This is a genomic window from Nocardia cyriacigeorgica (assembly GCF_005863245.1).
GTDB lineage: Bacteria > Actinomycetota > Actinomycetes > Mycobacteriales > Mycobacteriaceae > Nocardia > Nocardia cyriacigeorgica_C.
Genome location: NZ_VBUT01000006.1, coordinates 329,287 through 355,917 on the forward strand (window position 1 = coordinate 329,287; position 26,631 = coordinate 355,917).

The 26,631-nt window shown below is 69.6% G+C and carries 22 protein-coding genes; 18 read left to right on the plus strand and 4 right to left on the minus strand.

Annotated elements, in window-relative coordinates; genetic code table 11:
• Positions 1-234: 234 nt before the first annotated feature.
• The 8 genes from FEK34_RS17530 to FEK34_RS17565 all read left to right on the plus strand — a co-directional run bounded on the left by FEK34_RS17530 (position 235) and on the right by FEK34_RS17565 (position 7,410).
• On the plus strand, positions 235-1,422 hold the full coding sequence (locus FEK34_RS17530) for an N-acetylglucosamine-6-phosphate deacetylase (RefSeq protein WP_138449138.1): 1,188 nt from the start codon (positions 235-237) through the stop codon (positions 1,420-1,422).
• Positions 1,410-2,189 (plus strand): glucosamine-6-phosphate deaminase, encoded by a 780-nt coding sequence (nagB, locus tag FEK34_RS17535; protein WP_138448866.1) that lies wholly within the window; start codon positions 1,410-1,412, stop codon positions 2,187-2,189. The genes FEK34_RS17530 and nagB overlap by 13 nt, the downstream gene beginning before the upstream one ends.
• Before the next feature lie 116 nt (positions 2,190-2,305).
• Entirely contained in the window at positions 2,306-3,928 is a 1,623-nt protein-coding gene (locus FEK34_RS17540) for an AIM24 family protein (RefSeq protein WP_138448867.1), read from the plus strand.
• A 94-nt stretch (positions 3,929-4,022) separates the two neighbouring features.
• A complete protein-coding gene (locus tag FEK34_RS17545) occupies positions 4,023-4,841 on the plus strand; it encodes an alpha/beta fold hydrolase (protein WP_138448868.1) in 819 nt (272 codons plus the stop codon).
• A 110-nt stretch (positions 4,842-4,951) separates the two neighbouring features.
• Positions 4,952-5,302, plus strand: a complete 351-nt coding sequence (locus FEK34_RS17550; RefSeq protein ID WP_138448869.1) for a hypothetical protein — start codon at positions 4,952-4,954, stop codon at positions 5,300-5,302.
• 205 nt (positions 5,303-5,507) lie between these two features.
• The gene (locus tag FEK34_RS17555) at positions 5,508-6,089 is read left to right on the plus strand and encodes a PadR family transcriptional regulator (RefSeq protein WP_138448870.1); all 582 of its coding nucleotides are present in this window, start codon (positions 5,508-5,510) and stop codon (positions 6,087-6,089) included.
• Between the two features lie 36 nt (positions 6,090-6,125).
• Positions 6,126-6,851: a VOC family protein gene (locus tag FEK34_RS17560; RefSeq protein WP_138448871.1), complete on the plus strand. Its 726-nt coding sequence runs from the start codon at positions 6,126-6,128 to the stop codon at positions 6,849-6,851.
• A 73-nt stretch (positions 6,852-6,924) separates the two neighbouring features.
• Entirely contained in the window at positions 6,925-7,410 is a 486-nt protein-coding gene (locus FEK34_RS17565) for a DUF1992 domain-containing protein (protein ID WP_138448872.1), read from the plus strand.
• A 112-nt stretch (positions 7,411-7,522) separates the two neighbouring features.
• Here the strand turns inward: FEK34_RS17565 and FEK34_RS17570 are convergent, their stop codons facing one another.
• Positions 7,523-8,275: an aminoglycoside adenylyltransferase domain-containing protein gene (locus FEK34_RS17570; RefSeq protein ID WP_138448873.1), complete on the minus strand. Its 753-nt coding sequence runs from the start codon at positions 8,273-8,275 to the stop codon at positions 7,523-7,525.
• A gap of 98 nt (positions 8,276-8,373) precedes the next feature.
• Positions 8,374-8,997 carry a DUF2867 domain-containing protein gene (locus tag FEK34_RS17575; protein WP_138448874.1) on the minus strand — a complete coding sequence of 208 codons (624 nt, stop codon included), beginning with the start codon at positions 8,995-8,997 and terminating at the stop codon, positions 8,374-8,376.
• A gap of 152 nt (positions 8,998-9,149) precedes the next feature.
• Here FEK34_RS17575 and FEK34_RS17580 point away from each other — a divergent pair, with 152 nt between their 5' ends.
• Both FEK34_RS17580 and FEK34_RS17585 read left to right on the plus strand, forming a co-directional pair.
• Positions 9,150-9,734: a TetR/AcrR family transcriptional regulator gene (locus FEK34_RS17580; RefSeq protein WP_138448875.1), complete on the plus strand. Its 585-nt coding sequence runs from the start codon at positions 9,150-9,152 to the stop codon at positions 9,732-9,734.
• A gap of 26 nt (positions 9,735-9,760) precedes the next feature.
• Positions 9,761-10,630: a hypothetical protein gene (locus FEK34_RS17585; protein WP_138448876.1), complete on the plus strand. Its 870-nt coding sequence runs from the start codon at positions 9,761-9,763 to the stop codon at positions 10,628-10,630.
• A gap of 97 nt (positions 10,631-10,727) precedes the next feature.
• On the opposite strand, the gene FEK34_RS17590 is transcribed toward FEK34_RS17585, so the two are convergent.
• Positions 10,728-11,246: a DUF4254 domain-containing protein gene (locus FEK34_RS17590; protein ID WP_138448877.1), complete on the minus strand. Its 519-nt coding sequence runs from the start codon at positions 11,244-11,246 to the stop codon at positions 10,728-10,730.
• Positions 11,247-11,808: 562 nt separating this feature from the next.
• Between FEK34_RS17590 and FEK34_RS17595 the strand changes: the two genes are divergently transcribed.
• The 6 genes from FEK34_RS17595 (at position 11,809) to FEK34_RS17620 (ending at position 24,424) form a co-directional block, all read left to right on the plus strand.
• Complete coding sequence (locus FEK34_RS17595) at positions 11,809-13,650, plus strand: hypothetical protein (RefSeq protein ID WP_249359326.1); 1,842 nt, start codon at positions 11,809-11,811, stop codon at positions 13,648-13,650.
• A gap of 406 nt (positions 13,651-14,056) precedes the next feature.
• The gene (locus FEK34_RS17600) at positions 14,057-14,686 is read left to right on the plus strand and encodes a GNAT family N-acetyltransferase (RefSeq protein WP_249359328.1); all 630 of its coding nucleotides are present in this window, start codon (positions 14,057-14,059) and stop codon (positions 14,684-14,686) included.
• A gap of 106 nt (positions 14,687-14,792) precedes the next feature.
• Complete coding sequence (locus FEK34_RS17605; protein WP_138448878.1) at positions 14,793-21,194, plus strand: type I polyketide synthase; 6,402 nt, start codon at positions 14,793-14,795, stop codon at positions 21,192-21,194.
• Positions 21,191-22,609: an aminotransferase class I/II-fold pyridoxal phosphate-dependent enzyme gene (locus FEK34_RS17610; RefSeq protein WP_138448879.1), complete on the plus strand. Its 1,419-nt coding sequence runs from the start codon at positions 21,191-21,193 to the stop codon at positions 22,607-22,609. Before FEK34_RS17605 ends, FEK34_RS17610 begins: the two co-directional genes overlap by 4 nt.
• 2 nt (positions 22,610-22,611) lie before the next feature.
• Entirely contained in the window at positions 22,612-23,685 is a 1,074-nt protein-coding gene (locus FEK34_RS17615; protein WP_138448880.1) for a carboxymuconolactone decarboxylase family protein, read from the plus strand.
• A gap of 55 nt (positions 23,686-23,740) precedes the next feature.
• Positions 23,741-24,424, plus strand: a complete 684-nt coding sequence (locus FEK34_RS17620; RefSeq protein WP_138448881.1) for a TetR/AcrR family transcriptional regulator — start codon at positions 23,741-23,743, stop codon at positions 24,422-24,424.
• Positions 24,425-24,427: 3 nt separating this feature from the next.
• Here the strand turns inward: FEK34_RS17620 and FEK34_RS17625 are convergent, their stop codons facing one another.
• Entirely contained in the window at positions 24,428-25,291 is an 864-nt protein-coding gene (locus tag FEK34_RS17625; protein ID WP_138449146.1) for an LLM class F420-dependent oxidoreductase, read from the minus strand.
• Positions 25,292-25,562: 271 nt separating this feature from the next.
• Here FEK34_RS17625 and FEK34_RS17630 point away from each other — a divergent pair, with 271 nt between their 5' ends.
• A complete protein-coding gene (locus tag FEK34_RS17630) occupies positions 25,563-26,177 on the plus strand; it encodes a PadR family transcriptional regulator (RefSeq protein WP_138448882.1) in 615 nt (204 codons plus the stop codon).
• A complete protein-coding gene (locus tag FEK34_RS17635) occupies positions 26,167-26,631 on the plus strand; it encodes a deazaflavin-dependent nitroreductase (protein ID WP_138448883.1) in 465 nt (154 codons plus the stop codon). The genes FEK34_RS17630 and FEK34_RS17635 overlap by 11 nt, the downstream gene beginning before the upstream one ends.

Genomic DNA, 26,631 nt, shown 5'->3' on the forward strand with positions numbered 1-26,631 from the left:
CGGAGCCCCGCACGCGCACGACCGACGCGGTGGGGCCCGGTGCGGACGCGCCGTCGCAGGCGCGGGTCGAGGCCGATGACCCGGCTACAGGGGAAGATCGGTGATCGTGACCGAATCCGCTGCCGGTGCCGAGACTGCTGCCGGCACCCTCGGCGGACCGCAGGTGCCGCGGTCATCGCCGGGAACGTGGCGGCCGTGCTGAGCTCCGGTGGCGAGGACGGCGACAGCTCACCGATGCTGTTACGCGGAAGGGTCGTCGGCGCAGCCGGTGGCAGCGATATCGCGGACGGCGTCGTCGAACTCGACGGTGCGCGGATCTCCTGGGTGGGTCCGGCAGCAGAATATCCGGGCCACACCCCGCTACCACCGCCTGGCGACTCGATCCTGTTGCCGGGCCTGATCGACCTGCACTGTCACGGGGGCGCCGGTGCCGGATTCCCCGATACCGGCACCGCCGGAGCGCGCCGTGCCGTGGCCCACCATCGTGCGCATGGAACCACCGGGCTGCTGGGCAGTCTGGTGTCTGCCCCGCCGGCGGACCTGCTGCGGCAGGCGGCGGTCCTGGCCGACCTGGTGGAGCGCGGCGAGTTGCTCGGCATCCATCTGGAGGGCCCGTTCCTCAGCTGGGCCCGGTGCGGCGCACAGGATCCGGCGGCGATCATTCCCGGCGACCCGGAGCTGTTCGAACGGATCTGCCTTGCCGCGCGCGGAACCGTCCGCTCGATGACCGTCGCTCCGGAAACGGCGAACTTCACCGACCTGCTCGCGGCGATGCGCGAGCACGGTGTGCTGCCCAGCCTCGGGCACACCGATGCCGACGCGGCCACCACCACGGCCCGCATCGCCGAAGCCGGAGCGCCACTGACCGCCACGCACCTGTTCAACGGCATGCCACCACTGCACCATCGGGCGCCCGGACCGGTCGCGGCCTGTCTGGCCGCCGCCGGGCGCGGCGAGCTGGTGGTGGAATTGATCGCCGACGGCGTGCATCTGGCCCCCGGCACCGTCGCGATGGTCTTCGACACGGTCGGCCCCGACCGGATCGCCCTGGTCAGCGATGCGATGGCCGCGGCGGGCATGAGCGACGGCGATTACCGGCTCGGCCCGCTGCGGGTGCGGGTGGAGCAGGCGGTGGCGCGCGTGGTCACCGCCGACGGCACCGTGGGCCCGATCGCCGGGGGCACCGCCCGGCTGCTCGACGTGCTGCGCCACACCGTGATCGAGGCCGGTGTGCCGCTGCCCGATGCCGTCACCGCCGCCACCCGTACCCCGGCGACGGTGCTCGGCCTCGAGCACGAACGCGGTGTTCTCGCACCCGGTTACCGGGCCGACGTGATCGTCACCGACCCCACCTTGCGCGTACGCCAGGTCTACCGCGCGGGCGTCGCGGCCGAGACGGAAGGAACCGCATGGAAATCGTGATCCGGGACGACGAGCGGCAGGTCGCGCACACCGTGGCCGATATCGTCGAAGGCTATGTGCGCCGCGGTCCGGCGACCCTCGGCCTCGCCACCGGATCCTCACCGCTGAGCAGTTACCGCGAACTCGCCCGGCGCCATCGCGAACACGGCCTCGACTTCTCCGCGTGCCGGGCGTTCCTGCTCGACGAATACGTCGGCCTGCCGAAAAGCCATCCGCAGTCCTACTTTTCGGTGATCCGCGCCGAATTCACCGACCATGTGAACCTCGATCCGGCACAGGTGTTCGGCCCCGATGGGGAAGCCGCCGATATCGCCGCCGAAGCCCAGCGCTACGACGCCGACATCGCCGCCGCCGGCGGTATCGACGTGCAGCTGCTCGGCATCGGCACCGACGGCCACATCGGATTCAACGAGCCCAGCTCCGCACTGACCTCACGCACCCGGGTCAAAACGCTGACCGCCCAGACCCGCCGCGACAACGCACGCTTCTTCGACGGCCCGGATTCGGTGCCGCGCCACGTGCTGACCCAGGGCCTGGGCACCATCGGCGAGGCCAGGCATCTGGTACTGATCGCGCTCGGCGCCCGGAAGGCCGACGCCGTCGCGGCCGCGGTGGAGGGCCCGCTGACCGCGTTCTGCCCGGCCTCGATCGTGCAGTGGCACCGCCACGTCACGGTGGTCGTCGACGAGGCCGCCGCGAGCGCGCTGCGGCTGGCCGACTACTACCGCTACGCGCTCGCACACAAGCCGGGCTGGCAGAGCTTCTGAGGAGCTCGCCGCCACCGTCCGGACCGGAAGTGGCGCGCGCAGCGCGGGCGCGGCACACTCGACGCCGTGAAACGCATGTCATTGGCAGGGCGCGGCCGCGATCGAGGTGATCGGCGGTGAACGCGCTCGCGCGTGGTGAAAACCGCCCGGCGCCGGCGGACCGGATGACGGTGACCGTGAGCTGCTCGACGCCGGTCGACGTCTCGGCGCTGCTGCTCGGCACCGACGGCAAGGTCCGCGCCGACGGCGACTTCGTCTTCTTCAACCAGCCCGTCGGTCCCGGCGTGGTCTACCGGCACGGCCGCGGTGCTGGCGACATGGTCGATGTGCAGACCAGCGCGCTGCCCGCCGATGTGGACCGCGTCGTCGTCACCGCCAGTCTGGACGGTTCCGGCCCGGCGACCTTCGCGGCCGCCGGTTCGCTGGTCGCCACCATCGCCTCCGACGCGGGCACCCTCACGTTCCCGGTGTCCGGGTTGACCACCGAATCGGCCGTGGTGTGCGTGGAGATCTATCGCCGCGGCGGCGGCTGGAAGGTCCGCGCGGTCGGCCAGGGCTATGACAACGGGCTGGCGGGCATCGCGACCGCGTTCGGCGTGAACGTCGACGACGAGCCCGCACCGGCCCCGGCTCCGCACGCGGGCACGCACTCCAGGACCGACCAGACGATGGTCGCGCCCTCGCGCACTGACCCAACCGTGGTCGCGCAGCCGAGCAGCGGTTATCCGCCACCCGCCAACCCGGTATCCGGTCAGTCGGCGGCACCCGGCCACCAGCCCTACCCAGCTGCGCCGCCGTACCCGCCCGCTGCTCCCTACCCGAGTGGTCAGGCGCCCATCGCGCCGCCGCACCCGCCCGCGCCGCCCTATCCACCCGCGCCGCCCTATCCGCGTGCCCCCGCGCATCCCGGTGAGCCGCAGCCCTATTCGGCGCCCGTCCAGCAGCCGCCAGCCGCCCCTCCGGTTCCGTCCACGTTCTCGTCCCAGCAAGGAGCGCTGCCGATGCACAGCGATCTGTTCGATCCGCGCCACGCCGAGGTTTCCGGTGTCGGCATCCAGAAACAGGGCGGCAAGATGATCAAGGTCGCCGTCAACGGCGAGGTCATGGCGCGGGCCGGATCGATGGTGGCCTACCAAGGCGAGCTCCAGTTCCAGGCGCTCGGCTCCGGCGGCATCGGACGCGCCATCCAGCAGCGGCTCACCGGCGAAGGCGTACCGCTGATGAAGGTGTCCGGGCGCGGCGATCTGTTCCTGGCCAACAGCGCCGCCGATGTGCACACCATCGATCTCGACGGCACCGACGGACTCACCATCAACGGCGCCAACGTGCTGGCCTTCGACTCGACCCTGACCTACAACATCGGCCGGGTGCAGGGCGCCGCGGGCGTCGCCAGCAATGCCGGGCTGTTCAACTGCGTGTTCACCGGACGCGGCCGCATCGCCATCACCAGTCACGGCGCGCCGGTGGTGCTCAATGTCGACCAGCCCACCTACGCCGACCCGCAGGCCGCGGTCGCCTGGTCGTCCAGCCTGCAGACCGGCATCAAACGCAACGACTCGTTCGGTCTCGGCCGGCTCATGGGGCGCAGCACCGGCGAAGGCACCACGCTCGCGTTCTCCGGCCGCGGATTCGTCATCGTGCAGCCCTCGGAACTGCCGCCGGGCGGGCTGCTCGGCGGCACCGGCGGCGGCCAGGAGGCCGGGCACAGTGGCGGCATGTTCGGTGGTCTGCTCGGCTAGCCGCGCGGTGACACCATGACCTGCGAGGTCATCGCCATCACGCCCGGCGGCGATTAGCGTCGGCGCCGACGGTGATTCGACGATCGGAGAGATCATGGGCAAGCACGGCGAGCAGCTCGCGGTGACCGAGGGTGTATTGCGGCACGGCATGCCGTATCTGGCGTTCGGCAGTGGGCGGCCGCTGGTGTTCCTGCGCTGGTTCACCCCCGATCACGCGAACCCGACCGGGTGGATGCGGTCCTCCGAGTTGAAGAAGCTCGCCGGACTGGCCCGCCACTACCGGGTGTACGCGGTGGGCCGGGCGCCGGGCACACCCGCGGGTACGACCATGGCCGATATCGCCGCCGAGCACGCCGATGCCCTGCGCGCCGAGTTCGGCACGCCGGTCGACGTCCTCGGTGTGTCCTCCGGCGGTTCGATCGCCTTGCAGCTGGCCGCCGACCATCCCGAGGTGGTGCGCAAGCTGGTCGTGGTGTCGTCGGCCTGCCGGCTGGATCCGGCCACGCGGATCGGTCAGCGTCGCTATGCCGAGGCGGTGCTGGCGGGCAAGCGCGGACTGCACCATATGGCGATGGTGACTGTCGCCATCCCGGTTGGGGCACGGCTGGTGGGCGCGGCGATGTGGCTGCTGGATCCGCTGATGCGGCCGAAGGTGCCCGCCGACACCCACCACTTCCTGATGGCCGAAGACGGATTCGACGTCACCGATCGGCTGGGCGAGATCACGGCGCCCACCCTGGTGATCGGCGGCGAGCGCGACCCCTCCTACAGTGCCGAGACATTCCGGCGCACCGCCGACGGCATTCCGGACGGGCGGCTGATCCTCTACCCGCGCACCGGTCATATGGGCGCGGTGACCCATCCGGAGCTCGTCGGCGACGTCGTTCGATTCCTCGACGATCCACCGGCCTGACGCTCTACCGGCCGGAACCTGAGAGAACTCATAGCTTCGGCACAGGCTACGACCAGGCGCGAGCGGCATCCTGAACTGAGCGAACACTCTCGGTGATAGTGAGGTGCACGATGGTCGAGCTCGAGGTCACAGGTACGACGGTGACGGTTCATGTGCTCGGAGCGCATCGCCTGCTGGCGCTGCGCGAGCAGATCCAGTTCGATCTGGCATCGGTCACCGCCGTAGCTCCCGCCGAAATCGACCGCCGCCCGCCCTGGGTGCGTGCGCCCGGCACCTTCTTCCCCGGTGTGATCGCCGCGGGCACCTTCCGCGGCAAGGGCCGCAAGGAGTTCTGGGACACCGCCTTCGACGGTCGCGGCGTCCGCATCGAGCTCACCGGAGCCGACTTCACCCGCCTGGTGGTCGATGTCGCGAACCCGGACGAGGTCCTGCGCATGCTGACGACAGCGGCGGCCGCCTGAGCACGGTTCACGCCCGCCGTCCGGCTGGTGCCGGGCGGCGGGCGTTCGGCGTGCCACAGCCGTCGCCGGTTCTGGTTCGCGATTTCTTCGGCCGTCCCACCCCTTCGTCACCCTCCACAGACTAACCAAATTTGGTTAATGCCGTAGGCGGCGGTACTCTGGAGCCTGCTAGCCAAATTTGGCTAGTTGCCGTCAGGAGGTGCACATGAAGCCCGTTCAGCTGCTGGTCCTGGGTGCGCTGCGCCGGCGGGGCCGCGCGCACGGCTATCAGATTCGCGCGGACCTCGAATCCTGGGGCGCACACGAATGGTCGACGGCCACGTCGGGTTCGGTGTATCACGCGCTCAAGAGCATGGCGGCCAAGCAGCTGCTGACCGTGCACGAGAGCGCGGCCTCGGAGGCCGGCGGACCGCCGCGGATCGAATACGAGCTGACCGCCGCCGGGGAGCGCGAGTACTTCACGCTGCTGCGCCGGGCCCTGGCGGACCGCGAGCCCAGCCTGGATGTGCTCGGCGCCGCCGTCGGCCTGATCGAAGATCTACCCCGCGATGAGGCGCTGGAGATGCTGCGGCGGCGCGCCGCCGTGATGGGTGAGTGGCGCCGCAGCATCACCGAACATTTGCCACCGGACACGGATCTGGACAGCTGGGGGCCGGTCGGTGAGGTCATCGCCCTGTGGCTGTCGACCGCCGACGCCGGTGCCGCGTGGACCCAGCGACTGATCCGGCGACTGGAGAAAGGCGACTTCACTATGGCCGGCGAGACCCCCGCGCAACCGGACCGCTAGCGGCCCGCGACGATTCCCCTGCGACAAGGACACACCATGGCCAATGAGATCACCGTGCCGCTGTTGCCCTGCCGGTCCATCGACGAGATGGCCGAGTTCTACGCCATGCTCGGTTTCACCCGGACCTACTATCAGACCCGCCCGAACCCGTACGTGTCACTCGAGCGCGAGGATTTGCGACTGGACTTCTTCGGTATGCCGGACTTCGACCCCGCGGATTCCTATGGGACCTGCCTGGTGATCGTGCCCGATACCAGGGAACTCTTCGATGCGTTCGCCGCAGGTATGCGGGCGGTGCACGGCAAACTCCTGGTCTCCGGCATCCCGCGGATGACCCGGCCGCGCAAACGCAAGAACGCCGACAACCATTCCGGATTCACCGTCATCGATCCCGGCGGGAACTGGATCAGGATCGTCGCGGCCGCACCCGAGGCCGAGCGGTCCTCCGGCGGGAAACTGTCGGTGACACTGGCGCGCGCGGTCGTCATGGGTGATTCCCATGGCAAACATGTGCGGGCGGCCCAGATCCTCGACGCGGCGCTGGAGCGGGACAAAGCGACCGCGACGGCAGCCGAACTGGTCGAGACCCTGGCCTACCGCGCCGAACTCGCGATCCGCGCCGACGACACCGAGGCGGCCGTCGCGGCACTGGCTCGCGCCCGCGAGATCCCGCTCACCGAGGCCGAACGCGCCACACTCACCGAATCGCTGGCCGCACTCGACGACATCGAACTCGGCCTGCGTGCCGCGCTGCAACACTGATCGACGCCGGAACGAATCACCAGCGCCTGCCGGACTGCCGATCGGGCGACGAACGTTTCCGTAGGATCGGGGCATGACCGAGCGCAAGCCGCCCGATCTGACCTTCGAGTCCTGGATCGACAAACAGGTGCGCGAAGCCGCCGAACGCGGTGAGTTCGAGAACCTCGCGGGCGCGGGCAAACCGATTCCCGGCGCGGGCACCGGGGTCGACGAGAACTGGTGGCTGCGTGACGATCTGCGCCGCGAGGGCGTGCGCGCCGACGGGATGCTGCCGGAATCACTGGTCCTGCGCCGCGATATCGAGCAGATCCGCGAGTCCGTACGGGAACTCGACACCGAACGCGACGTGCGCGCGGCCGTCTCCGAACTCAATCAGCGGATCGTGCGATGGATACGGGTGCCGACCCCGCCGCATGTGCCGATCGCCCCGGTCGACGCCGATGAGATCCTCGGATACTGGCGAGCCGAACGCACGCCCCCGCCTCGGCAGCAAGTTCCGCGGGCCGGCACGCCTGCGGCCCGGTCGTCCACACGCCGCTGGTGGCAGCGTCGCCGCTGATAGACGCGAACGAGCATGGCTGTTCGCCCGGCCGGGGTCACGACCATGCGTCACCGATGTCGGCGTCGCCGCTGGTCCATCGCCGCGGGTGAACCCAACCGAGCCGGCTCCCTTAACCGATGTCGTCCAGCACGATATCGATGACCCGGGCGATGCCCGCCGGGTCGATCGAGGCGGACGGATCGTCGAGGTACTGATGGAGGGCCTGGCGAACAGCCGTCGCCGAGGGTTCGCGTTCGAGCGCCCAGCGGGCCGCCGCGGCCTTGCCGATATGGCGGTTGGTGCAGGCGAAATGCCAGATGCGGCAGGCGGTGAGCACCATGAGCGCGGCGCTCTCGGCGTCATCGGGGCGGGTGCGCCACTGCCGCAACCAGTAGCGCCCGCGCTCGACGATCCATTCGGGCGGCACCGGGGCGATCACCGCCGCCGGCGCCTCGCCGATGAGCGCGCGGCCGTCCTGCCGGGCCATCGACAATTCGGCGGGCAGGTCGGGATCCTCCGCGATCACCTGCTGCACCTCGACGCCGGGGGAAGATCCGTCGTAGCGGCCGATGTGGAACTGAGCGGACGGCGTGCGAGTGGGTGCCGCGACGACATCGGTCAGCACTACATGCAGATCGATGCCGCTGGCCGGGCCGACCTCGGCCTGCCGCACCGACGTTTCCAGTGCCACGCGCATATCGCCGGTCAGTTCCGTGTCGCTGACCACCAGCAGATCGATGTCACTGCGATGCGGCCGGAAGTCACCGGTCACCAGTGAGCCGTGCAGGATCACCGATCTGGTCGCGGTGCCGAGGGTGTCCGAGCAGGATTCGGCGAGCCGGGTGGCAGCCGTATGGGCGAGGGCCGGAGCGGGGTGCGTCATCCGGCTATGGCTACCAGAGTGCACGCCGCTGATCCAGCGGATTTCGCGCGCGGGTGTGCGCGGTCTGCCGACCGCGAGTTACGCTGTGCGGCAGAGCCTTACGACGCCGGTGGTTCAGGGGTGGCGACGACGGCGGTCTCGGCGCTGCGCTCCCAGCCACGGGCGAACATCCGCATCAGCGCCGGGTACACCAGGACATAACGGAACGGCAGGATCGCCGCCATATAGGCGCGGCCGAAGAATCCGTTGGGCTTCACCATGACCGCCATCTGGCCGCGATAGCCGCCGTTGTCGTCGGGGACCCAGCCGATGTGCATGAGCGCGTGCACGGTGCGGTTGGCCATCTCGGCGGCCCATTCGTCATCGGTGCGGTAGACCGATTGGAACGGCACCGAATCGAACGACGGACCGCGTGGCCCGTCGCGCAGGTCGGCGGGCAGCCGCTCGCGCAGACTGGGGACGCGGGCGCCGACACCGGAATCGTCGCGGTCCCAGCCGAGTAGGGCGCCGAGCTTCCAGCGGATCGCGAACAGCACCCGATAGATCAACTCCGGTGACTCGCCGTGCGCACGGTCGGGCGCGGCGATCATGGTGACCAGGCGGTCGAACTCGCCGGGTCCGCCGGGGGTGGGCAGCGCCCACACGTCCTCGACGAGGAAATCGGGGGCCACCTCGTGGATCCGCCAGGGGCGAGAGGTGTGTGCGCTGCGCGGGAGTCGCATCGTCGAGTCTCCATCCGTCAGTGGCCCGGACCGTCACACGGCCGGCGCCCGGAAATCAGTGGTGTGGCAGGAATTCGCAAATATACGGTGCCGTATACGTTGATCGTAGCGGCGCCGCCCCGGGTGTCAACGGCGTCGGCGATACTGAAGCTATGGTCGCCGTCACCCGAACCCCGAGGTCCAGCTGGATCGAGCAGGGTCTGCGCGCACTCGCCGCCGGCGGGCCCGACGCGGTCCGCATCGAGGCGCTGGCGCAGGCCCTCGGCGTCACCAAGGGCGGGTTCTACGGCCACTTCGCCGACCGCAACGCGCTGCTCGAGGAGATGCTCGACACCTGGGAGCACGAGGCCACCTTCGACGTCCGGGAGCGGGTGGAACGTGAGGGCGGCGACGCACGCGCGAAGGCCAGGCGCGCCGGTGTGCTCACTTTCTCCGACGACCGGCTGCGCCCGATCGACCTCGCGGTGCGCGATTGGGCCCGGCGCGACGACGCGGTGGCCGAGCGGCTGCGCCGGGTCGACAACTATCGCATCGGTTACCTGCGAGAATTGCTGAGTACCTTCTGTTCCGACCCCGACGAGGTCGAGGCCCGCAGCCTGCTGGCCTTCAGTCTGGCGGTCGGCACCTACATGATCGCCGCCGAACACGAGGGCCGCACCCGCGAGCAGGTCCTCGACCGCGCCTCGGCGTTCCTGCTGCGCACCGACCACGACACCGACGCGACCGGAACCGCATAGCTCGGTCCGCTGGTTAGGCTCGGGGTATGGGGCTCAGCGAGATCGCGGCCGAACTGTACGGGCTCGACCCGGGTGAATTCGTCGCGGCCCGCAAGGACCGGGCCGCGCATGCCAAACGGGCGGGCGAGAGCGAGCTGGCCGCCGCGGTGGCCGAACTGCGCAAACCGACCGTCGCCGCCTGGACGGTGAACCTGCTGGCCCGCGAGGCGCCCGACGAGGTGGACGCGCTGCTGCGGCTCGGTGAGGCCCTGCGCGAGGCGCAGCGGGAACTGTCCGGCGACGACCTACGCACACTGACCAGGCAACGTCAACAGGTGGTCAACGCGCTGGCCCGGCGTGCGGGCGAGCTGGCCGCCGAGCACGACCGGCCCGTCGGCGAACCGGTGCTGCGCGAGGTCGCCACCACCTTGACCGCCGCCCTGGCCGATCCCGAAGTGGCCGACCAGGTCCGTGACGGCACGCTGGCCAAGTCGGCCAGCTACGAAGGCTTCGGCGACGCGGCCCCCGCCCTCGCCGCGGTGCCCGACGCCCGGACCGGCACGGGCCGGCGCGGCACCGGACGTGCTCGCCGCGGCAAGGACAGTGGAGGTGACCGGGCCGCCGCGCGCCGCAAAGCCGCGCAGGCCGAACTCGATGAGGCCCGCCGTGACGCCGAATCCGCTCGCGCCGATCTCGACTCGGCCGAACGCGAGGCCGCCGAAGCGGAGAAACATCTCCGCGAGGCCGGCGATCTGGTCGCCCGCCTGCGCGAGGAGCTGACCGCCGCCGAGCAACAACACCGGTTCGCCCGCACGGCCGAACGCGGTGCCCGTGAGGCCGCGCGTACCGCCGCTACCGACGTCGAGCGCGCGCAGCGGCGGGTCGAGCGCGCCGAACAGGCGCTCGCCGACCAGTGACACCGGTGGGTCGACCGGCCGTGCGGTGACTTCGGTTGGCCCAGTGCGGGACTGGGCCAACCGAAGTCACATCGCCGGCGCGACCGTCGGCCGGGACTCAGTCGCCTTCGATCCTGGCCGATTGGGTGGGCAGCCTGCGCAGGCCGGCCGACACCTCCTGCACCAGCCCGGTGTAGCTCTCCACCAGTTGCGCGAGCCGGCGTTCGGCGTCGTCGACGCCGCGACTGTGCGGGGAGCCCTTCGCCTTCAGATGCCGGACGTGCATATAGGCGGCCACGATCCGGTCCACCACGGTGCCAAGGGTTTCGGTATGCAGCACGGTGCCCCTGCGATGTTGCGGCACATGGTTTTCGGTCCACACGTCGATCGCGTGGATCAGCGAGTCCCGCGTCGCCGCGGAATCGGCGTTGTCCTCCGGTGCGGTGTAGGGGTGCAGCGTCGCCAGGTACCGGGCGCAGCGGGTCACCGGATGGCGGTCGGCCGAGGTGCCTCCCGCGTCGGTGTGGTCGAGGGCGTCGATGAGATCTTGTGCGGTCGGCAGGCGGCCGGTATCGAGGCCGGCTGCCCAGTGGATGTCGTTGTCGGTCGCTCCGGTGGTCGAATGCTGTCGTCGCATCGCTGGCCCGCCTCCGCCTAGCGCCCTCCCGTGCTCGGACCCGTTCGGCCGCGCGGTGTCGCGGCCGGTGCGCAGGGGCGTGATGTCGACCAGGGTGTCACGGTGGGAGCCTTTCGGTTCGCGGTGGCCGTCCACGGCGCGGGCAGCCTCATCGGGCGAAAGCCAGGGCCGTTCGGCCGATCACTGTCGGATCATCTCGGGGGAGTGGGACCTCGGCCCGCGTCGAGCTGCCGCCGCGCGGTCGGCTGGGGGCCGGGTGACGCGACTCTCCGAGGGCGGTGGTGCCGGTGCGCGACGAGGAGGACGGCTGCCGGTCGTAGCCGGCTGCCGCGCGTCACTGTGGACGTTGGCTGTGGATCGAGTTCTCGGAGAGTCTGTCCCACAGCAGGATTATCGTCGTCCCTGCCCGGTCCCGCTGCGCAATCAGCGAATTGCGATCGCACTTTTGCATCTCGACGACGGTCGCAGCCGCCGGTGAGTGCGCACAGAATTCGGTGCCGCCTTGCCACCCGCGTGCTCGCCCCGCCCGCGCTGTCGGCGGGCGCCGCTACCCTGGGATGCCATGGATACCGCCCCGGCCGCCCTGGTGGAGCCCGCCGAGCGGGTGCAGACGGTCCGGGAAAGGCCCTCGACCTGGCGGTTTCCCGCGATTCGATGGCCGGCGGTGCTGATCGCGGCGGCCGCGCTCGTCATCGCGCAGCTGGTGGTACGCGGATGGGTGGCCGGGTCGGGGTATTTCTATTGGGACGACCTGATCCTCGTCGGGCGCGCGGGCAGCAGGCCCCTGTGGTCGCCGGAATTGTTGTTCTACGACCATGACGGGCATTTCATGCCCGCCGCCTTCGCTACCGCGTGGCTGGTCACCGCGATCGCGCCGCTGTCGTGGGCGGGTCCGGTGGTGACCATGCTCGTGATGCAGGCCGCGGCGTCGGTCGCGGTGGTGCGGATGCTGGTGGTGCTGCTCGGTCCACGGCGGATCGTGCTGGTGCCGTTGATCTTCTACCTGTTCTGTCCGGTGACGGTGCCCGCCTTCGCTTGGTGGGCGGCCGCGCTCAACGCCCTGCCCTTGCAGTTCGCACTGGCCTGGGTGATCGCCGATGCGGTGCTGCTCGTGCGCACCGGGCGGCGCCGATACGCGGTGACCGGGGTGGCGGTGGTCGCGGTGGCGCTGTTGTTCTTCGAGAAGGCCGCGATCGTGCCGTTCGTGGCGTTCGCCGTGGCGGTGCTGGCGCGCTCTGTGGTGGGGGAGCGGGGTGCGGTGCGTGCGGTGGCGCGCCGCGGAGCACCGCTGTGGCTCGGTTCGGCGCTGGTGCTCGGCTGCTGGCTGGTCGCCTACCTCGCCGTCGTCGATATCGCGTTCACGCGCACCGAATCGGGCGATATTCCCGGCCTGCTGCACGCTGCGACCTCACGCGGAATAGTGCCGACGCTGGTCGGCGGGCCGTGGACCTGGGAGCGGTGGGTGCCTGCGGCGCCCTGGGCGACACCGTCGGCGGTGGCGGTCGCGTTGTCGTGGTGCGCGACGGCGGCGTTGGTCGCGTGGTCGATCCGGTCGCGGGCACGCACGGCGGCGGTCTGGCTGACGGTGGTCGGATATCTCGCGGTGGCCCTGGTGCCGGTGGCGGTGGCGCGCGGTGGACCCAACAGCGTCGACGAACTCATGCAATCGCTGCGCTACCTGGCCGATACGGCCGTCGTGCTCACCGCGGTCGGCGCGCTGCTGTTGTCGGCGCGACCGCGCAGGCCCGGGAAGGCGAGTCGTCCGCCGGCCGCGGCGGTGGTGGGGCTGGCCGCGGCGTTCGTTGTGAGCAGCCTGTGGTCCACCGTCACGTACGTGCGTTCCTGGTCCGATGGCACCACCGAGCGTTATCTCACGACGGTCGCCGCGGAACTCGGCGCACTGGATGCTCCGCTGCTGGAGCAGGAGGTGCCGTGGACCGTGCTGAATCCGACGGCGTATCCGCAGAACCTGGCCAGTCGGGTGCTCTCGCCCATCGCCGGTCCCGCAATCTTCGCCGACTCGACTCCGCGGCTGCGGATGATCACCGACACCGGCGATATCGTCGACGCCCAGGTCTGGTGGAACCGCAGCATCCGTCCGGGTCCCGCGCCGGGATGCGGCTATCGCGTGCAGGGCGGCGAACCCGTGCGGCTGCCGCTCGACGGTCCCATGCTCGCGCACGAATGGACCGTCCAGCTGAATTATCTGGCCGGTCGTGACGGCACCGTCTCCCTCGGCTTCGAACACGGCGACCAGGTCGCGGTTGCGGTGCAGAAGGGTTTGCACACCGTGTTCGTCCGGGTCATCGGCAGCGGTTCGGAATTGCGGATCGCCGCGCGGACACCGGGCCTCGACCTGTGCGTCGCATCGGGCCCGGTCGGTGTGGCGTCGTACGACAACTGACCTTCGGAGGACGGCCGGATCGGCCTCGCGTCAAGTCGTGGGGTCGGGCGCGACGCGGTGACGGTGCCGTCTGCCGCATAAATACAGGAGAGTGCAGGTACGTTCATATGCGCATCAAACAATGTGTGCCACCGATCGAGGCGACCTTGCGTAATCGAAACCGAGCATCGAAGAGGAGAGCCTATTCCCAAACCTGGGAATCTTTCTTGCGGAATCGGGCAAATCGAAAACGCTTCGTGGCGCGAGAGTTTCGCTACCTTAGGCTATGCGATCTAACGAATCAACTCCCCGTTGAGCTGTTCTTCACCACAGCCTCCCGAGGGGTAGGGGGCGGCCCGATCGGGTAACGTACTGGCGAGTAGCGTCCGTCAGTGCCGATGGGCAGAGTGCGAAATATTAAGGGACAGTGTTGGATCAGTCCGCCGGGATCGTCCTTCGGCCGGCAACCGCAGGTGATATCGATGAGATCACCCGGGTCGTCGCCGATGCCTTCGAGCACGACGATCCGATCGAGGAGTTCGTCTTCCCCTCGGAGGCCGTGCGGCGACGGAATGCGCCGCGGATGCTCAGGGTGATGTTGAAGTACCGGTTCATACCTGCCGGTGGGGCCGAAATCGCGGTGCGTGACGGTGCGATCGTCGGTGCGATTCTGTGGTATCCGGCCGGGTATCGGCAGAACCTGTGGCGGGAAGCGGTGTCGGGCCCGCAGTTCCTGTGGGCCATGGGTGCGGCCACCCCGCGCGGCATGGCTGTCGATGCCGCCTTGGCGCGGGTCGCGCCGAAGGATCCGCACAATTTCGTCGTCTATCTCGGCTGTGAGCCCGCCGCGCAGCGCATGGGTGTCGGTAAAGCGCTGATGGTGTCGCTGCGCGACCGGTCCGACCGGGAAGGCGTGCCGCTCTACGGCATCTGCAAGGACGACAATGTCGGCTTCTACGAGGCGCTCGGTGGCCGCCGGATCGGTGAGACCACGATCGGTCGCGACGGACCGCGGATGAACGTGGTGATGCGGCCGCCCGCGGAGGCGAAGGTCTGATCGACGCGCGAATGCGCAGATGAACCGCACGGCGGGCGAGGGGTATCGCCCGCGAATCACAAGGGGGGTTCTCCAGGGGTTAATTCGATGTGGGTGAGGAGTCTTCGTGTCTGATATCGCTATTGTCGGAATCGGTTGCCGTTATGCGGGTGGCATCGATTCACCGGAATCCTTCTGGGATTTCCTGGTCGACAAACGCGACGGCGTCGTCGATATCCCGGCCGAACGCTGGGATTACCGCCGCTACTACGACCCGGACCGCCGCACTCCCGGCCGCATGTACACCAAACGCGCCGCTTTCATGACCGGTGACCCCTGGCAGTTCGATCCGGACTTCTTCGGCATCTCCCCGCGTGAGGCCGCGGCCATGGATCCGCAGCAGCGGCTCATCCTGGAAGTCGCGTGGGAGGCGCTCGACGACGCGGGCATCGCCGGCACCATCGCGGGCGCGCCCATCGGCGTCTACATCGGCGCGTTCACCATGGACCAGCTGGCGGTGTCGATGGCGGGTGAGGCTCTGCCGTTCGTCGACATGCACACCGCCGTCGGCGCCTCCTACACGATGCTGTCCAACCGCATTGCCTACGCCCTGAACATGGTCGGCCCGGCGGTCACCGTGGATACCGCGTGCTCGTCGTCGCTGATCGCGGTGCATCTGGCCTGCCAGGCCCTCGACAGCGGCGACTGCGAGGTCGCGATAGCCGGCGGTGTCACCATGCTGTTGCAGCCCGAACCGTTCGTGTCGATGTGCAAGGGCGGCTTCCTCGCCGCCGACGGCCGCTCCAAGCCCTTCGACGCCTCCGCCGACGGCTACGGTCGCGGCGAGGGTTCGGGCATGGTCGTGCTGAAGAAGCTCGAGGCCGCCGAACGCGACGGCGACCGCATCTACGCCGTCATCAAGGCCACCGGCGCCAATCAGGACGGCCGCACCACCGCCATCACCGTGCCCAACGCCGACCTTCAGGAGGAGCTGGCCAAGAAGGTCACCCGCCGCGCCGGCCTGGCGCCGCACGAGATCACCTATGTGGAGGCGCACGGCACCGGCACGCCGGTCGGCGATCCGCTGGAATTGCAGGCCATCGGGCGGGCCTATGGCAGGGTCGAGGGCCGCACCACCCCGCTCGGTGTCGGCTCGGTGAAGGCGCAGCTGGGGCACACCGAGGCGGCCTCGGGTGTCGCGAGCATCATCAAGTCGGCGCTGGCGATCTCGCATCGCACCATCGCGCCGCAGGGCTGGCTGGAACAGCCCAACCCGGACATCCCGTTCGACGAGCTGAATGTGAAGATCCAGCTCGAGGCCGAACCGGTCGGCCCCGAGGTCGAGCGAATGACCGTGGCGGTCAACGGTTTCGGTTACGGCGGCACCAACGCCCACGCGATCTTGCAGGAGTACCGGCCGACCGCCGCTGCCGAACGCGAGCCCAAGCATTTCGGTGTGCTGCCGATCTCCGCGCGTAGTGAGCAGGCCGCCCGCGATCTGGCCAGGGGTTTCGCCGAGCGCATCGCCGACGGCGCCGACCCCGCTCACCTCGCCGAAGCGGCGTGGACGCGGCGCCAGCACCACCCCTTCCGCACCGCCCTGACCTTCGGCGACGACACCGAACTGGTCCGCGCGCTGGTCGATTTCGCCTCCGGCGAGGGCCGCGGCGCGACCAAGGTGATCCCGCGTAAGACCGATGAACCGGTCTTCGTCTTCACCGGCATGGGCCCGCAGTGGTGGGCCATGGGCCGCGAACTGTTGCAGACGCCCGGCGTGTTCGCCGAGGAGGCAGCCCGGATCGACGCGGTCTTCCAGGAGATCTCGGGCTGGTCCATCGTCGAGGAACTGCTGCGCCCGGAGGAGGAATCGAAGGTCACCACCACCGCGGTGGCGCAGCCGGCCAACTTCCTGGTGCAGGTGTCGCTGTTCGCGCTGCTGGCCGAGTTGGGTGTGCGCCCGGCGGCAGTGGTGGGCCACAGTGTGGGCGAGGTGTCGGCGGCCTACGTCACCGGCATGTTGTCGCTGCGTGACGCGCTGCTGGTGAGCTACCACCGGGCACGGTTGCAGGCGACGACCGCGGGCACCGGCGGCATGCTGGCCGTCGGGCTGGCGCCCGCTGCGGCCGCCGAACTCATCGCCGGTGACGACCGGGTGGATATCGCCGCGATCAACAGCCCCAATGCCGTGACCCTGGCCGGTGCGGTCGAGCGGCTGGACGAGATCGCCGAACAGCTCACCGAACAGGGCACTTTCGCCAAACGGCTGCATGTGGAGGTGCCCTACCACAGCTACCTGATGGAGCCGATCCTCGACGAGCTGCGCACGGTACTCGCGGATCTGAAGCTGTCGGATCCGGTGCTTCCGCTGTACTCGACGGTGACCGGTGAGCGGGTGACCAGCGGGGAGTGGGACGCGGAATACTGGTGCCGCAATGTCCGTCAGCCGGTGCGCTTCGCCGACGCCGTCACCGCGCTGGTGGGCGCGGGCAGCCGGGTGTTCCTCGAGGTCGGCCCGCATCCGGTGCTCGGCGCCAATATCCGCGAGATCCTGATCGGGGCGGGCGAGACCGGCACCAGTATCGCCACCCTCAGCCGCAAACAGCCCGACTCCGAAAGCCTGCGCCAGACCATCGGCGGCCTCTACACCGCGGGCGTGCTCGATATCGACGCGCTGTTCGCCGGCCACTCGGTGACCCCGCATATCGACCTGCCGCGTTACCCCTGGCAGCGCACCCTGCTGCACAACGAGCTGCCCGGACTCACCCAGCGCAAGTACGGCACCCCGGGCGGCTACCCGATGCTCGGCGATCCCGACCTGATGGATCCCGCGACGTGGACGGTCGAGTTGAGCCTGGCGGCAATGCCCTGGCTGGACGATCATGTGGTGGGCGGCGCGCGGATCCTGCCCGGCGCGGCCTACCTCGATGCCGCGTTGAGCGCTGCCGCGCTGCGGCACGAGACGGCCACGGTCGCCGTCGAGGACGTCCGTTTCGTGGCGCCGCTGATCATCGCCGACGGCGCGGCCCCGGTGGTCGAGTTCACCGTGGAGGAGTCCACCCAGCGCTTCACCATCCGCTCGCGCGGCGCCGCCGAATCGGCCTGGACCATCAACGCGCTCGGCCGCCTGGTCGCAGGCACCTTCGAACCATCGAAGGTGGAACTGCCCGACGCCGCGGGCATGCTCGACATCGACCCCGCCGCGTTCTACGCCGGCCTCGCCGAACGCGGCCTGGCCTACGGCCCGGCCTTCCAGCGCGCCACCTCGGTGCGGATCGCCGACGCCACCGTGCTGGCCACCCTGGACGGCGGCATCGCCCGCGACTCCGGTCATCTCGCGCACCCGTGCGTGGTCGACGCGGCCCTACAGAGCGTGGCGGCGCTGCTGGCCGGCACCGCCAACTCCCAGGACGGCGCCATGGTGCCGGTCGGCGTCGACGGCGTCCGTCTCTTCGCGAAGATTCCCGACCAGGTGATCGTGATCGCCCGCCTCGATACCGACGGCGAGCCGACCGCCGACATCGACCTGCTCGACGCCGAACACAACCTGGTGATGCGCATCGCCGGCATGCGCTTCGGGTCGATCACACCGGGACGCAGTGCGCTGCAACGGATGACCGACTTCTTCTACGAAGACCGCTGGGAAATGCGCGATCCGGTGGATCGCAGCGGACTGCCCGCGCCGGAAACCGCGTTCACCCTCGTCATCGAGCTGGGTTCGCAGGTGAGCGAGCGCGCGCGGCAGGTCGCGGGCACCGCGGTGCGCTCCGAGATCGTCACCGTCGGCGATCCGGCGCGCGAGGATCTGGAGACCGCGATGCTCGAGCGGGTCCGCGCCGCCGCGGCCGTCGACGGCGTCGAGCGCGTGCACGTGGTGATCGTGGCCGGTTCGGAATACTCCGATATGGACAACCTGTGGACGTTGCGCAGGCTCGCGGTGATGCTCGAAGGCTTCCTCGAGGACTGGCTCGAACAGCGCTCGGCCGAGGTGTCGATCATCGGTGACGGCTCCATCCACCTGACCCTCATCACCGAACACGCCTTCGCCCATCCGCAGGACGAGGTACCGCCGAACCCGAGCCATGCCGCGCTCGCCGGTGCCCGCCGGGTGCTGTTGAACGAGCAGCCGCGGCTGCGCTGGCGGCTGGTGGACGTCGACGCCGAAACCGGTGACGCGGAGCTGGCCGCCGAGCTCGCCATCGGCGGCGCCTTCACCTACGACCACTCCGACGAGGTCTTCCTGCGCAACGGCCTGCGCTGGGTGACGGTGGTCGAGGCCTCCCTGCCCGGCCGGCTCGAAGCCATGGACGAGGCGGTGCCGCTGGAGGATCCGGAGGCCAACTTCACCCTGGAACTGCCGAAATCGCGGGTGCTGTCCCGGCTGGGCTGGCGGCGCTGTGATCGCCGTGAGCCCGGACCGAACGAGGTCGAGATCCGCATCCGCGCGGTCGGACTCAACTACAAGGACCCGCTGAAGGTGATCGGGGTTCTCACCGAACGCGAACTCGCGGGCACCTTCTTCGGCACCACGCCTGGCATGGAAGGCATCGGCACCGTGGTGCGGGTCGGCGCGCAGGTCGAGCATGTGGCCGTCGGCGATCAGGTCAGCCTCGGATCCAAGGGCATGATCAGCCGGTTCCACACCACCGACGCCGATCTGGTGCGCAAACTGGCCCCGGACGTGGATCCGGCGCACTGCACCAACGCCACCGCGTTCGCCACCGCCGAGCATTCGCTGCTGGAGCTGGCGCGGGTGCAGCCGGGGGAGACGGTGCTGGTGCACGGCGCCGCCGGTGGTGTCGGCGCGGCCGCGGTGCAGATCGCCAAGGCACACGGCGCGCAGGTGATCGGCACGGCGAGCACCGATGGGCGGCGCGCCTACGTGTTGTCGCAGGGCGCCGACCATGTGCTGAACTCGCGATCGCTGAACTTCGTCGACGATGTGCTCGGCCTGACCGACGGCCGCGGCGCCGACGTGATCATCTCCTCCGCGCCCGGTGAGATCCTGCGCCAGAACTTCAAGGCCATCGCCGAATTCGGCCGGATCGTCGAGGTCGGCAAGGCCGACATCTACACCGGCGGCATGCTCGATCTGCGCCACTTCGACAAGAACGTCTCCTACCACTCGATGGACCTGGACCGGATGCTGGCGTTGCGCCGCCACGCCACCGTCGAACTGGTGCAGCGCAGCTACACCACCATCGCCGCGGGCACCTATCAGCCGCTGCCGTACGAGTCCTACGGGACCGCCGAGGTGGCCAAGGCGTTCGAGGAGGTCGCGCGGTCGAGCAAGATCGGCCGGGTGGCGCTGAACCTGGAAGACGACGCGCCGCTGGTGCGGCCGCAGATCCCCGAGGTCGTCATCGACCCGGCGGGCCAGTACCTGATCACCGGTGGTTTCGGTGCCTTCGGCCTGGCCATGGGCCGGTGGCTGGTCGGCAAGGGCGCCACCCGGTTGACGCTGCTCGGCCGCGGCGGCGCCACCACCGAGGCAGCCCGGCAGCAGCTGGCGATCTGGCAGGACAAGGGCGTGGAGGTCACCACCGAACGCGTCGACGTCACCGATCCGGAGGCCATCGCCGAGGTCATCGCGCGGGCGCACACCCCGCAGCACCCGCTGCGCGGGGTCTTCCACACCGCCGGTGTGGTGGACGACAAACGCATCTCGGTGATGGACCGCGACAGCCTGGCCTCGGTGTTCCGGCCCAAGGTCGATGGTGTGCGCGCGCTGCTGCACGGGCTCACCGCCGCGGGCGCCGAGCTGGATCTGTTCATCCTGTTCTCCTCCGGTAGCGCGATCTTCGGCGGTGTGGGCCAATATGCCTACACCGCGGCGAATCTCACGTTGCAGGCGGTGGCGGATGTGGTGGTGCGCAAGGGCGGCAAGGCGCTGGCGGTCGGCTGGGGTCACATGTCCGGTGGCGGTATGGCCGCCGCGGATGAGAACCTCGCCCGCTACCTGCGCAATACCGGCTTCGACTCGATCGACATGGACGAGGGCACCGAGTACCTGGAAGAAGCGCTGAAACTGGGCCTGCACCACTACGGTGCGATCTTCCCGATCGACTGGGGCAAGGTCGACGCCACCGCGCCGTTCTTCGGGATGACCGGCCGGGTGGAGGCGCAGATCGCGGCGGCGGCCAAGGACGATTCGGCCGCCGCCCAGCTGGCCGCCGCGCTGCGCGAGCTCGACGAGGGCAAACGCAACGATGTCGTCGCGCATATGCTCGCCGAGCAGCTCGCCTCGGTGATGGGTGTGTCGGCGGAATCGATCGACCTGACGGTCCCGGTGCCCGAGCTCGGTCTCGACTCGCTGATGGCGGTGGAATTCGGTGCGCTGATCACCAAGTCGCTCGGCGTCGACATGGCGTCGTTGCAGATGGGCCGCACCTTCACGCTGGAACAGGCGGGCGCCAAGGTCGCCGCGTACCTGGTGGAGAGCAGCGCAACGCCGTCGCGTGTGCTCACCGCCCCGGCACCGGAAGCGGCGGAACCGGCTGCGGCAGAGGTGAATACCGAGGTGAACGCATGAGCGAGTCGGCCCGCGAACTGGCACGGAAACTGCTGTCCGGCACCGCGACCGCATCCGGTCCCGCGGCCTCCGGGCCGGTCGTCGCACGTCCCGCGGCGGCCCCGGCCCGGCCCGCCGCCACGACCGCCGCCTCCGCCCCGCGCAAGCGACGTGGCCCCGGCCGCCAGTTCGCCGACCACCCCGAGGTGGCGGCCATGGTGGCGCGCCGGGCGGCCATCGCCGGACTCTACGAGCAGACCGGCATGCCCAACCCGCTGTTCCTGCCGCGCACCGGCGCCAACGACGCCACCATGCGCGTCGGCGACCGTGAGCTGGTGAACTTCAGCGCCTACAACTATCTGGGGCTGGCCAACCATCCCCGGGTGGTGGCCGGGGCCAAGGCCGCGCTGGACCGCTACGGCGCCTCGGCGTCGGCCAGCCGCATCCTGGCCGGTGAGATCGCCCTCTACGGCGAACTCGAACGGCGGCTGGCGGACTGGTACGGCGTCGGCGACGCCATGATCACCACCAGCGGCTACCTCACCAACGCGGGCGTGCTGGGGTTCCTGATGGGCGACGGTGACGTGGCCTTCTGCGATGCCCTGATCCACGGCAGCGTCATATCCGGCACCCAGTGGGCGGGCTGTCGCCGGATCACCTTCCGGCACAACGACCCCGACGCGCTGCGGTCGGTGCTGCGGATGTCGCGCTCCGGGTTCGACCGGGCGCTGGTGGTGGTCGAAGGCCACTACAGCATGGACGGCACCGTCGGCCGGGTGAACGAGATGGCCGATATCGCACGCGAATACGACTGCGCCGTCATGGTGGACGAGGCGCATTCACTGGGTGTGTTCGGCGCCCGTGGACGCGGTATCCGCGAGCACTATTCGATGGCGGGCGAGGACGTCGACATCTGGATGGGCACACTGTCCAAGGCGCTGGGCAGCGTCGGCGGTTTCATCGCCGGCGACGCCGACCTCATCGGTGCCATGAAGGCCGCCGCACCCGGCGTCGCCATGCTCACCGGCGGTCCGGCGCCCTCGGCGGTCGGCGCCGCCCTGGCGGCCCTCGACGTGCTCGACGACGAACCGGAACGCCTGACCAGGTTGTGGTCGAACGCGAAACGGTTCACCGCCTTGCTGACCGAGCGCGGCATCGACCTGGGCGATTCGCAGGGCACCCCGATCTGCCCGGTGATCGTGCCCGGCGAGATCCGCTCCGGATTCGTCGCCTCGTCGCTGCTGCAACGGGGCGTCTACGCGGGCAATATCTCCGCGCCCGCGGTCCCGGCGGGCCAGGAGCGGCTGCGTTTCTTCGTCACCTCCGAACACACCGACGAACAGCTCACCAGCACCGCGGACCTGCTGGCCGAGGCGATCGCCGCGGCCGAGCACGTGCCCGATCCCACCGCACCGGACAACGAGAGGACGGCCTGACGATGACCGAGCAGATCGCCTTGGGTTGGTCGCGGCCGGGCAGTCCGCGACTGCGTAACCCCTTGCCGTGGCGGTTCAGCCCGCCCAATGCCGAGATCGTGGTGCCGGTGCTGCACCACCTCACCATCCTCGGCCCGTGGACCATGCTGGTGAACAATATTCATCTGCTGGCCATCGCCCATCCGATCCTGCCCATCGCCGACTGGGAACTCATCGCGTTGCGCGGCAGCTGGAACTGCGGCGGCCGGTTCGAATGGGAAAACCACGTCCTCACCGCGAAGGTGCTGCGCAAGGACGCCGACTATCTGGTCGCGATCAAGGACGGCCCGTCGGCGCCGCTGTGGGACGACCGGCAGGCCGCGATCCTCACCGCCGTCGACGAACTGCACGAGGATCAGCTCATCACCGAGGCGACCAAGCAGCGGCTGCTGCGCCATCTGTCGCCGCGCCAGTACCGGGAGCTGTACTCGGTGGGCGCGATGTACGAGGTGCTGGCCATGGTCAACAATTTCTGCCCGCCGGCGGAGTTGTTCGATTTCGAGCCGCGCGCGGCCCGCCGCTCGCCCGCCCGGCCGCGTCGCCCGCGCAAGGATCGCCCACTGGCCCCGGCGCCCGCCGAGATCACCACCGCCACACCGCCGTCGCGCCCGCATATCTGGGTGCCGCACGATCCGGAGATCACCGCCGAATTCGCGCTCAACCATCCGTGGACGGCGGCGATCGTGCGCCGCATCGACGGTGTGGCGGCCCGGCGGATGAAGCTCGAAGCCGCCGACCGGGAACTGGCCGTGCAGCGCATGCTGTGGCGCGTCGGCCCGATCGGCGAATGGACCATGCGCTCGGCCGCGTATCCGGACACCGCCGCCCTGGTCGCCGCCGGGCCCGCCGGCCCCGACGCGAGCCCCGCCCAGTCCGCGCTCATGCGCGCGGTCGACGAGCTGGACACCGAGTACTTCATCAGCGATGACACCTGGGCGCGGTTGCGTCGCCATTTCTCGGTGAAGCAGCTGCTCGAGCTCGTGCCGCTGGTGGGCATCTACCGGGTGTATGCCGCGATCATGAACAACCGCGGCTGAGGTGCCGGCCGGTCCGGAATACCGTTCCGGCCTCGCCGGACGGTATAAAGGCAGCATGGGAGACCAGCTCACCGAAGCCGACGGGGCCGACGCGCCGTCGATGGCGCGTACCTCGCTGCTGCGTGAGCTGCCCACCACCCAGCGCGGTCTGCGCACGCGTGCGGCGCTCGTCGCGGCGGCGCGGGAGGTGTTCGAACGCAACGGTTACCTCGAAACCCGGCTGATCGACATCACCCAGGCCGCCAACTGCTCCTCGGGCACCTTCTACACCTATTTCGCGAGCAAGGAAGAGATCTTCGCGGCGGTGCTCGAGGTGGCGCAGGAGGACATGATGCACCCCGGCATGCCGCATGTGCCGGAGGACGACGATCCCGCCGCCATCGTCGAGGCGAGCAACCGCGCCTATTTCGAGGCCTACCAGCGCAATGCCAAGCTGATGGCGCTGCTGGAACAGGTCGCGAACATCGATTCCGAGTTCGCCGAACTGCGGCAGCGCCGCGCCGACGCCTTCATCCAGCGCAATGCCCGCAGCATCGCCGATCTGCAACGCCGCGGGCTCGCCGACGCCGCTCTCGACCCGCTGCTCGCCTCACGGGCGCTGTCGGGCATGGTCAGCAGGCTGGCGTTCGGTCATTTCGTCACCAGGGCCGACGATGCCCCCGCATCGTCGATGGAGGAGCTGACCTTCACCGCGACCCGCCTGTGGGTCAACGCGCTGCGCATTCCCACCAAGTTCTAGGCGTCAGCTCTCGGCCGGGCTGACGATGCGCGCCAGCTTCTCCGACAGGCGCTCCAGGTAGGCCACGACGTCGGCCTCCGATTTGTCGGGCAGCCCGTACAGCACGTCGGTCACTCCGCCGTCGGCCCATTCGGCCAGCCGCTCGGCGTCCGGTTTGATGTCGAGGGCCACCACCCGCGGCTGTCCCTGGCGGCCCGAATCGGTCCAGATCTTGCGCAGCAGGGCAAGCCGGTCGGAGATATCGGTTTCGCCGGGCGTGGTGATCCAGCCGTCGGCCGACTGAGCGATCCAGCGGAAGGTGCGTTCGGTGCCCGCCGCGCCGATCAGCACCGGCACGTCACCGCGCACCGGTTTCGGCCAAGCCCAGCTGGCCCCGAAATCGACGTAGTCGCCGTGATATTCGGCCTCCTCCTGCGACCACAGTGCGCGCATGGCCTCCAGGTATTCGCGCAGCACGGTGCGTCGCTTGTTCGGCGGCACGTGGTGATCGCTGAGTTCATCGGTGTTCCAGCCGAATCCGGCGCCGAGCACCACCCGGCCGCCGGAGAGATGGTCGAGCGAGGCGATGGTCTTGGCCAGGGTGATCGGATCGTGTTCGACCGGAAGCGCCACGGCCGTGGACAGTTCGATGCGTTCGGTGACCGCCGCGGCCGTCGCCAGCGCCACCCACGGATCGAGGGTGCGCATATAGCGATCATCGGGCAGGGTTTCGTCGCCGGTCTGCGGGTGGGCGGCCTCGCGCTTGACCGGGATATGGGTGTGTTCGGGGACGTAGAAGGAGTGGAACCCGGTGGCCTCGGCCGCCTTGGCCGCGGCGGCCGGTGTGATGCCGCGGTCGCTGGTGAACAACACGATGCCGAAACGCAAGGCGTCGCCGAGGGAACCAGAGCCGGTCATGTGTGCACTCCTTCGGATCCGCCGAGGGGATCGGCGCGGGGCTCCGTCACCGGCGGGGCGCGGAGTCGAGCGTCCAGACGTTCGTCAGTGTCTGGACAGGTGTTCGGAATACTAGCCAACGCCATGGACTCCAGCAAGAACGTGTTTCAGTTCGGTGGCTTGGCGCTGCTCGGGGCGGCGGTCGGTCGCACATTCCGCTATAGTCGAAGTCGACTAAACGAACTCGACTATAGGAGTGCTGGTGAGCCGGGAACCACGTGCGCTGCGTACGCCGCTGACGTTGGCGGTGCTGACCTTGCTCGCCGAGCGGCCACGCCACCCCTACGAAATGAAAGTCGCCCTCCGTGAACGGCATATCGAGGAGGTGGTGAAGCTGCGTGGCGGATCGCTCTACGACGCCATTGCGCGGCTCGAACGCGCGGAACTGGTGCGGCAGGTGGGCACGGCGCGGGCGGGGGCGCGACCCGAGCGCACGGTGTACGAGATCACCGAGGCCGGCCGGGTGCTGCTGCGTGAGTTGCTGGAAGAGATGCTCACCGAGCCGGTGAACGAGTACCCGCGTTTCGTCGCCGCGCTGGCGCATCTGCCCGCACTCGATCGCGAATCGGCCGCCCGGATGCTGCGCCTGCGCGCCGAGCGCCTACGCGAAGACCAGGCCGACACCGCCCGGATGCTGGCCGAGCACGCCGACGGCCTCCCGCGAGCGGTGCTGCTGGAAGCGGAGTTCCAGCAGCATCAGCGAGCCGCCGAGATCGACTGGCTCGACGGTGTCGCACACGACATCGACCACGGATTGTCGTGGCCGGACAACGATTTTCCCGCAGGAAGTAACCAGGAGAACAACCATGACCAGTGACAACGAGCGCATGCGGCGCCGGCTCAAGCCGTTCAACCGGGTGGTGATCGCGCTACAGGCCCTCGGCCTCGCGGTCGGCACCATGCGGGTGCTGTCGGTGCCCGGCCGCAAGAGCGGAACCCTGCGCACCACGCCGGTCTCGCCGCTGACCGTCGACGGCATCACCTACGTCGTCGGCGGCTTCGACGATGCCGACTGGGTACGCAACGCCCGGGCGGCGGGTTGGGGCGTGCTCGCCAAAGGCCGTCGCAAACAACGGGTTTCGCTGACCGAACTGCCGGTCCCCGAACGCGAGCCGATCCTGCGGGCCTTCCCCGAGAAGGTGCCGCACGGCGTGCGGTTCATGCTGAACTCCGGCGCAGTCGAATCAGCCGACCCCGAGGCGTTCGCCGCGGCTGCCCCGCGCTGTCCGGTCTTCCGGGTCGAACCGGCGCGCGCGGCCGCCGGCTCGTAG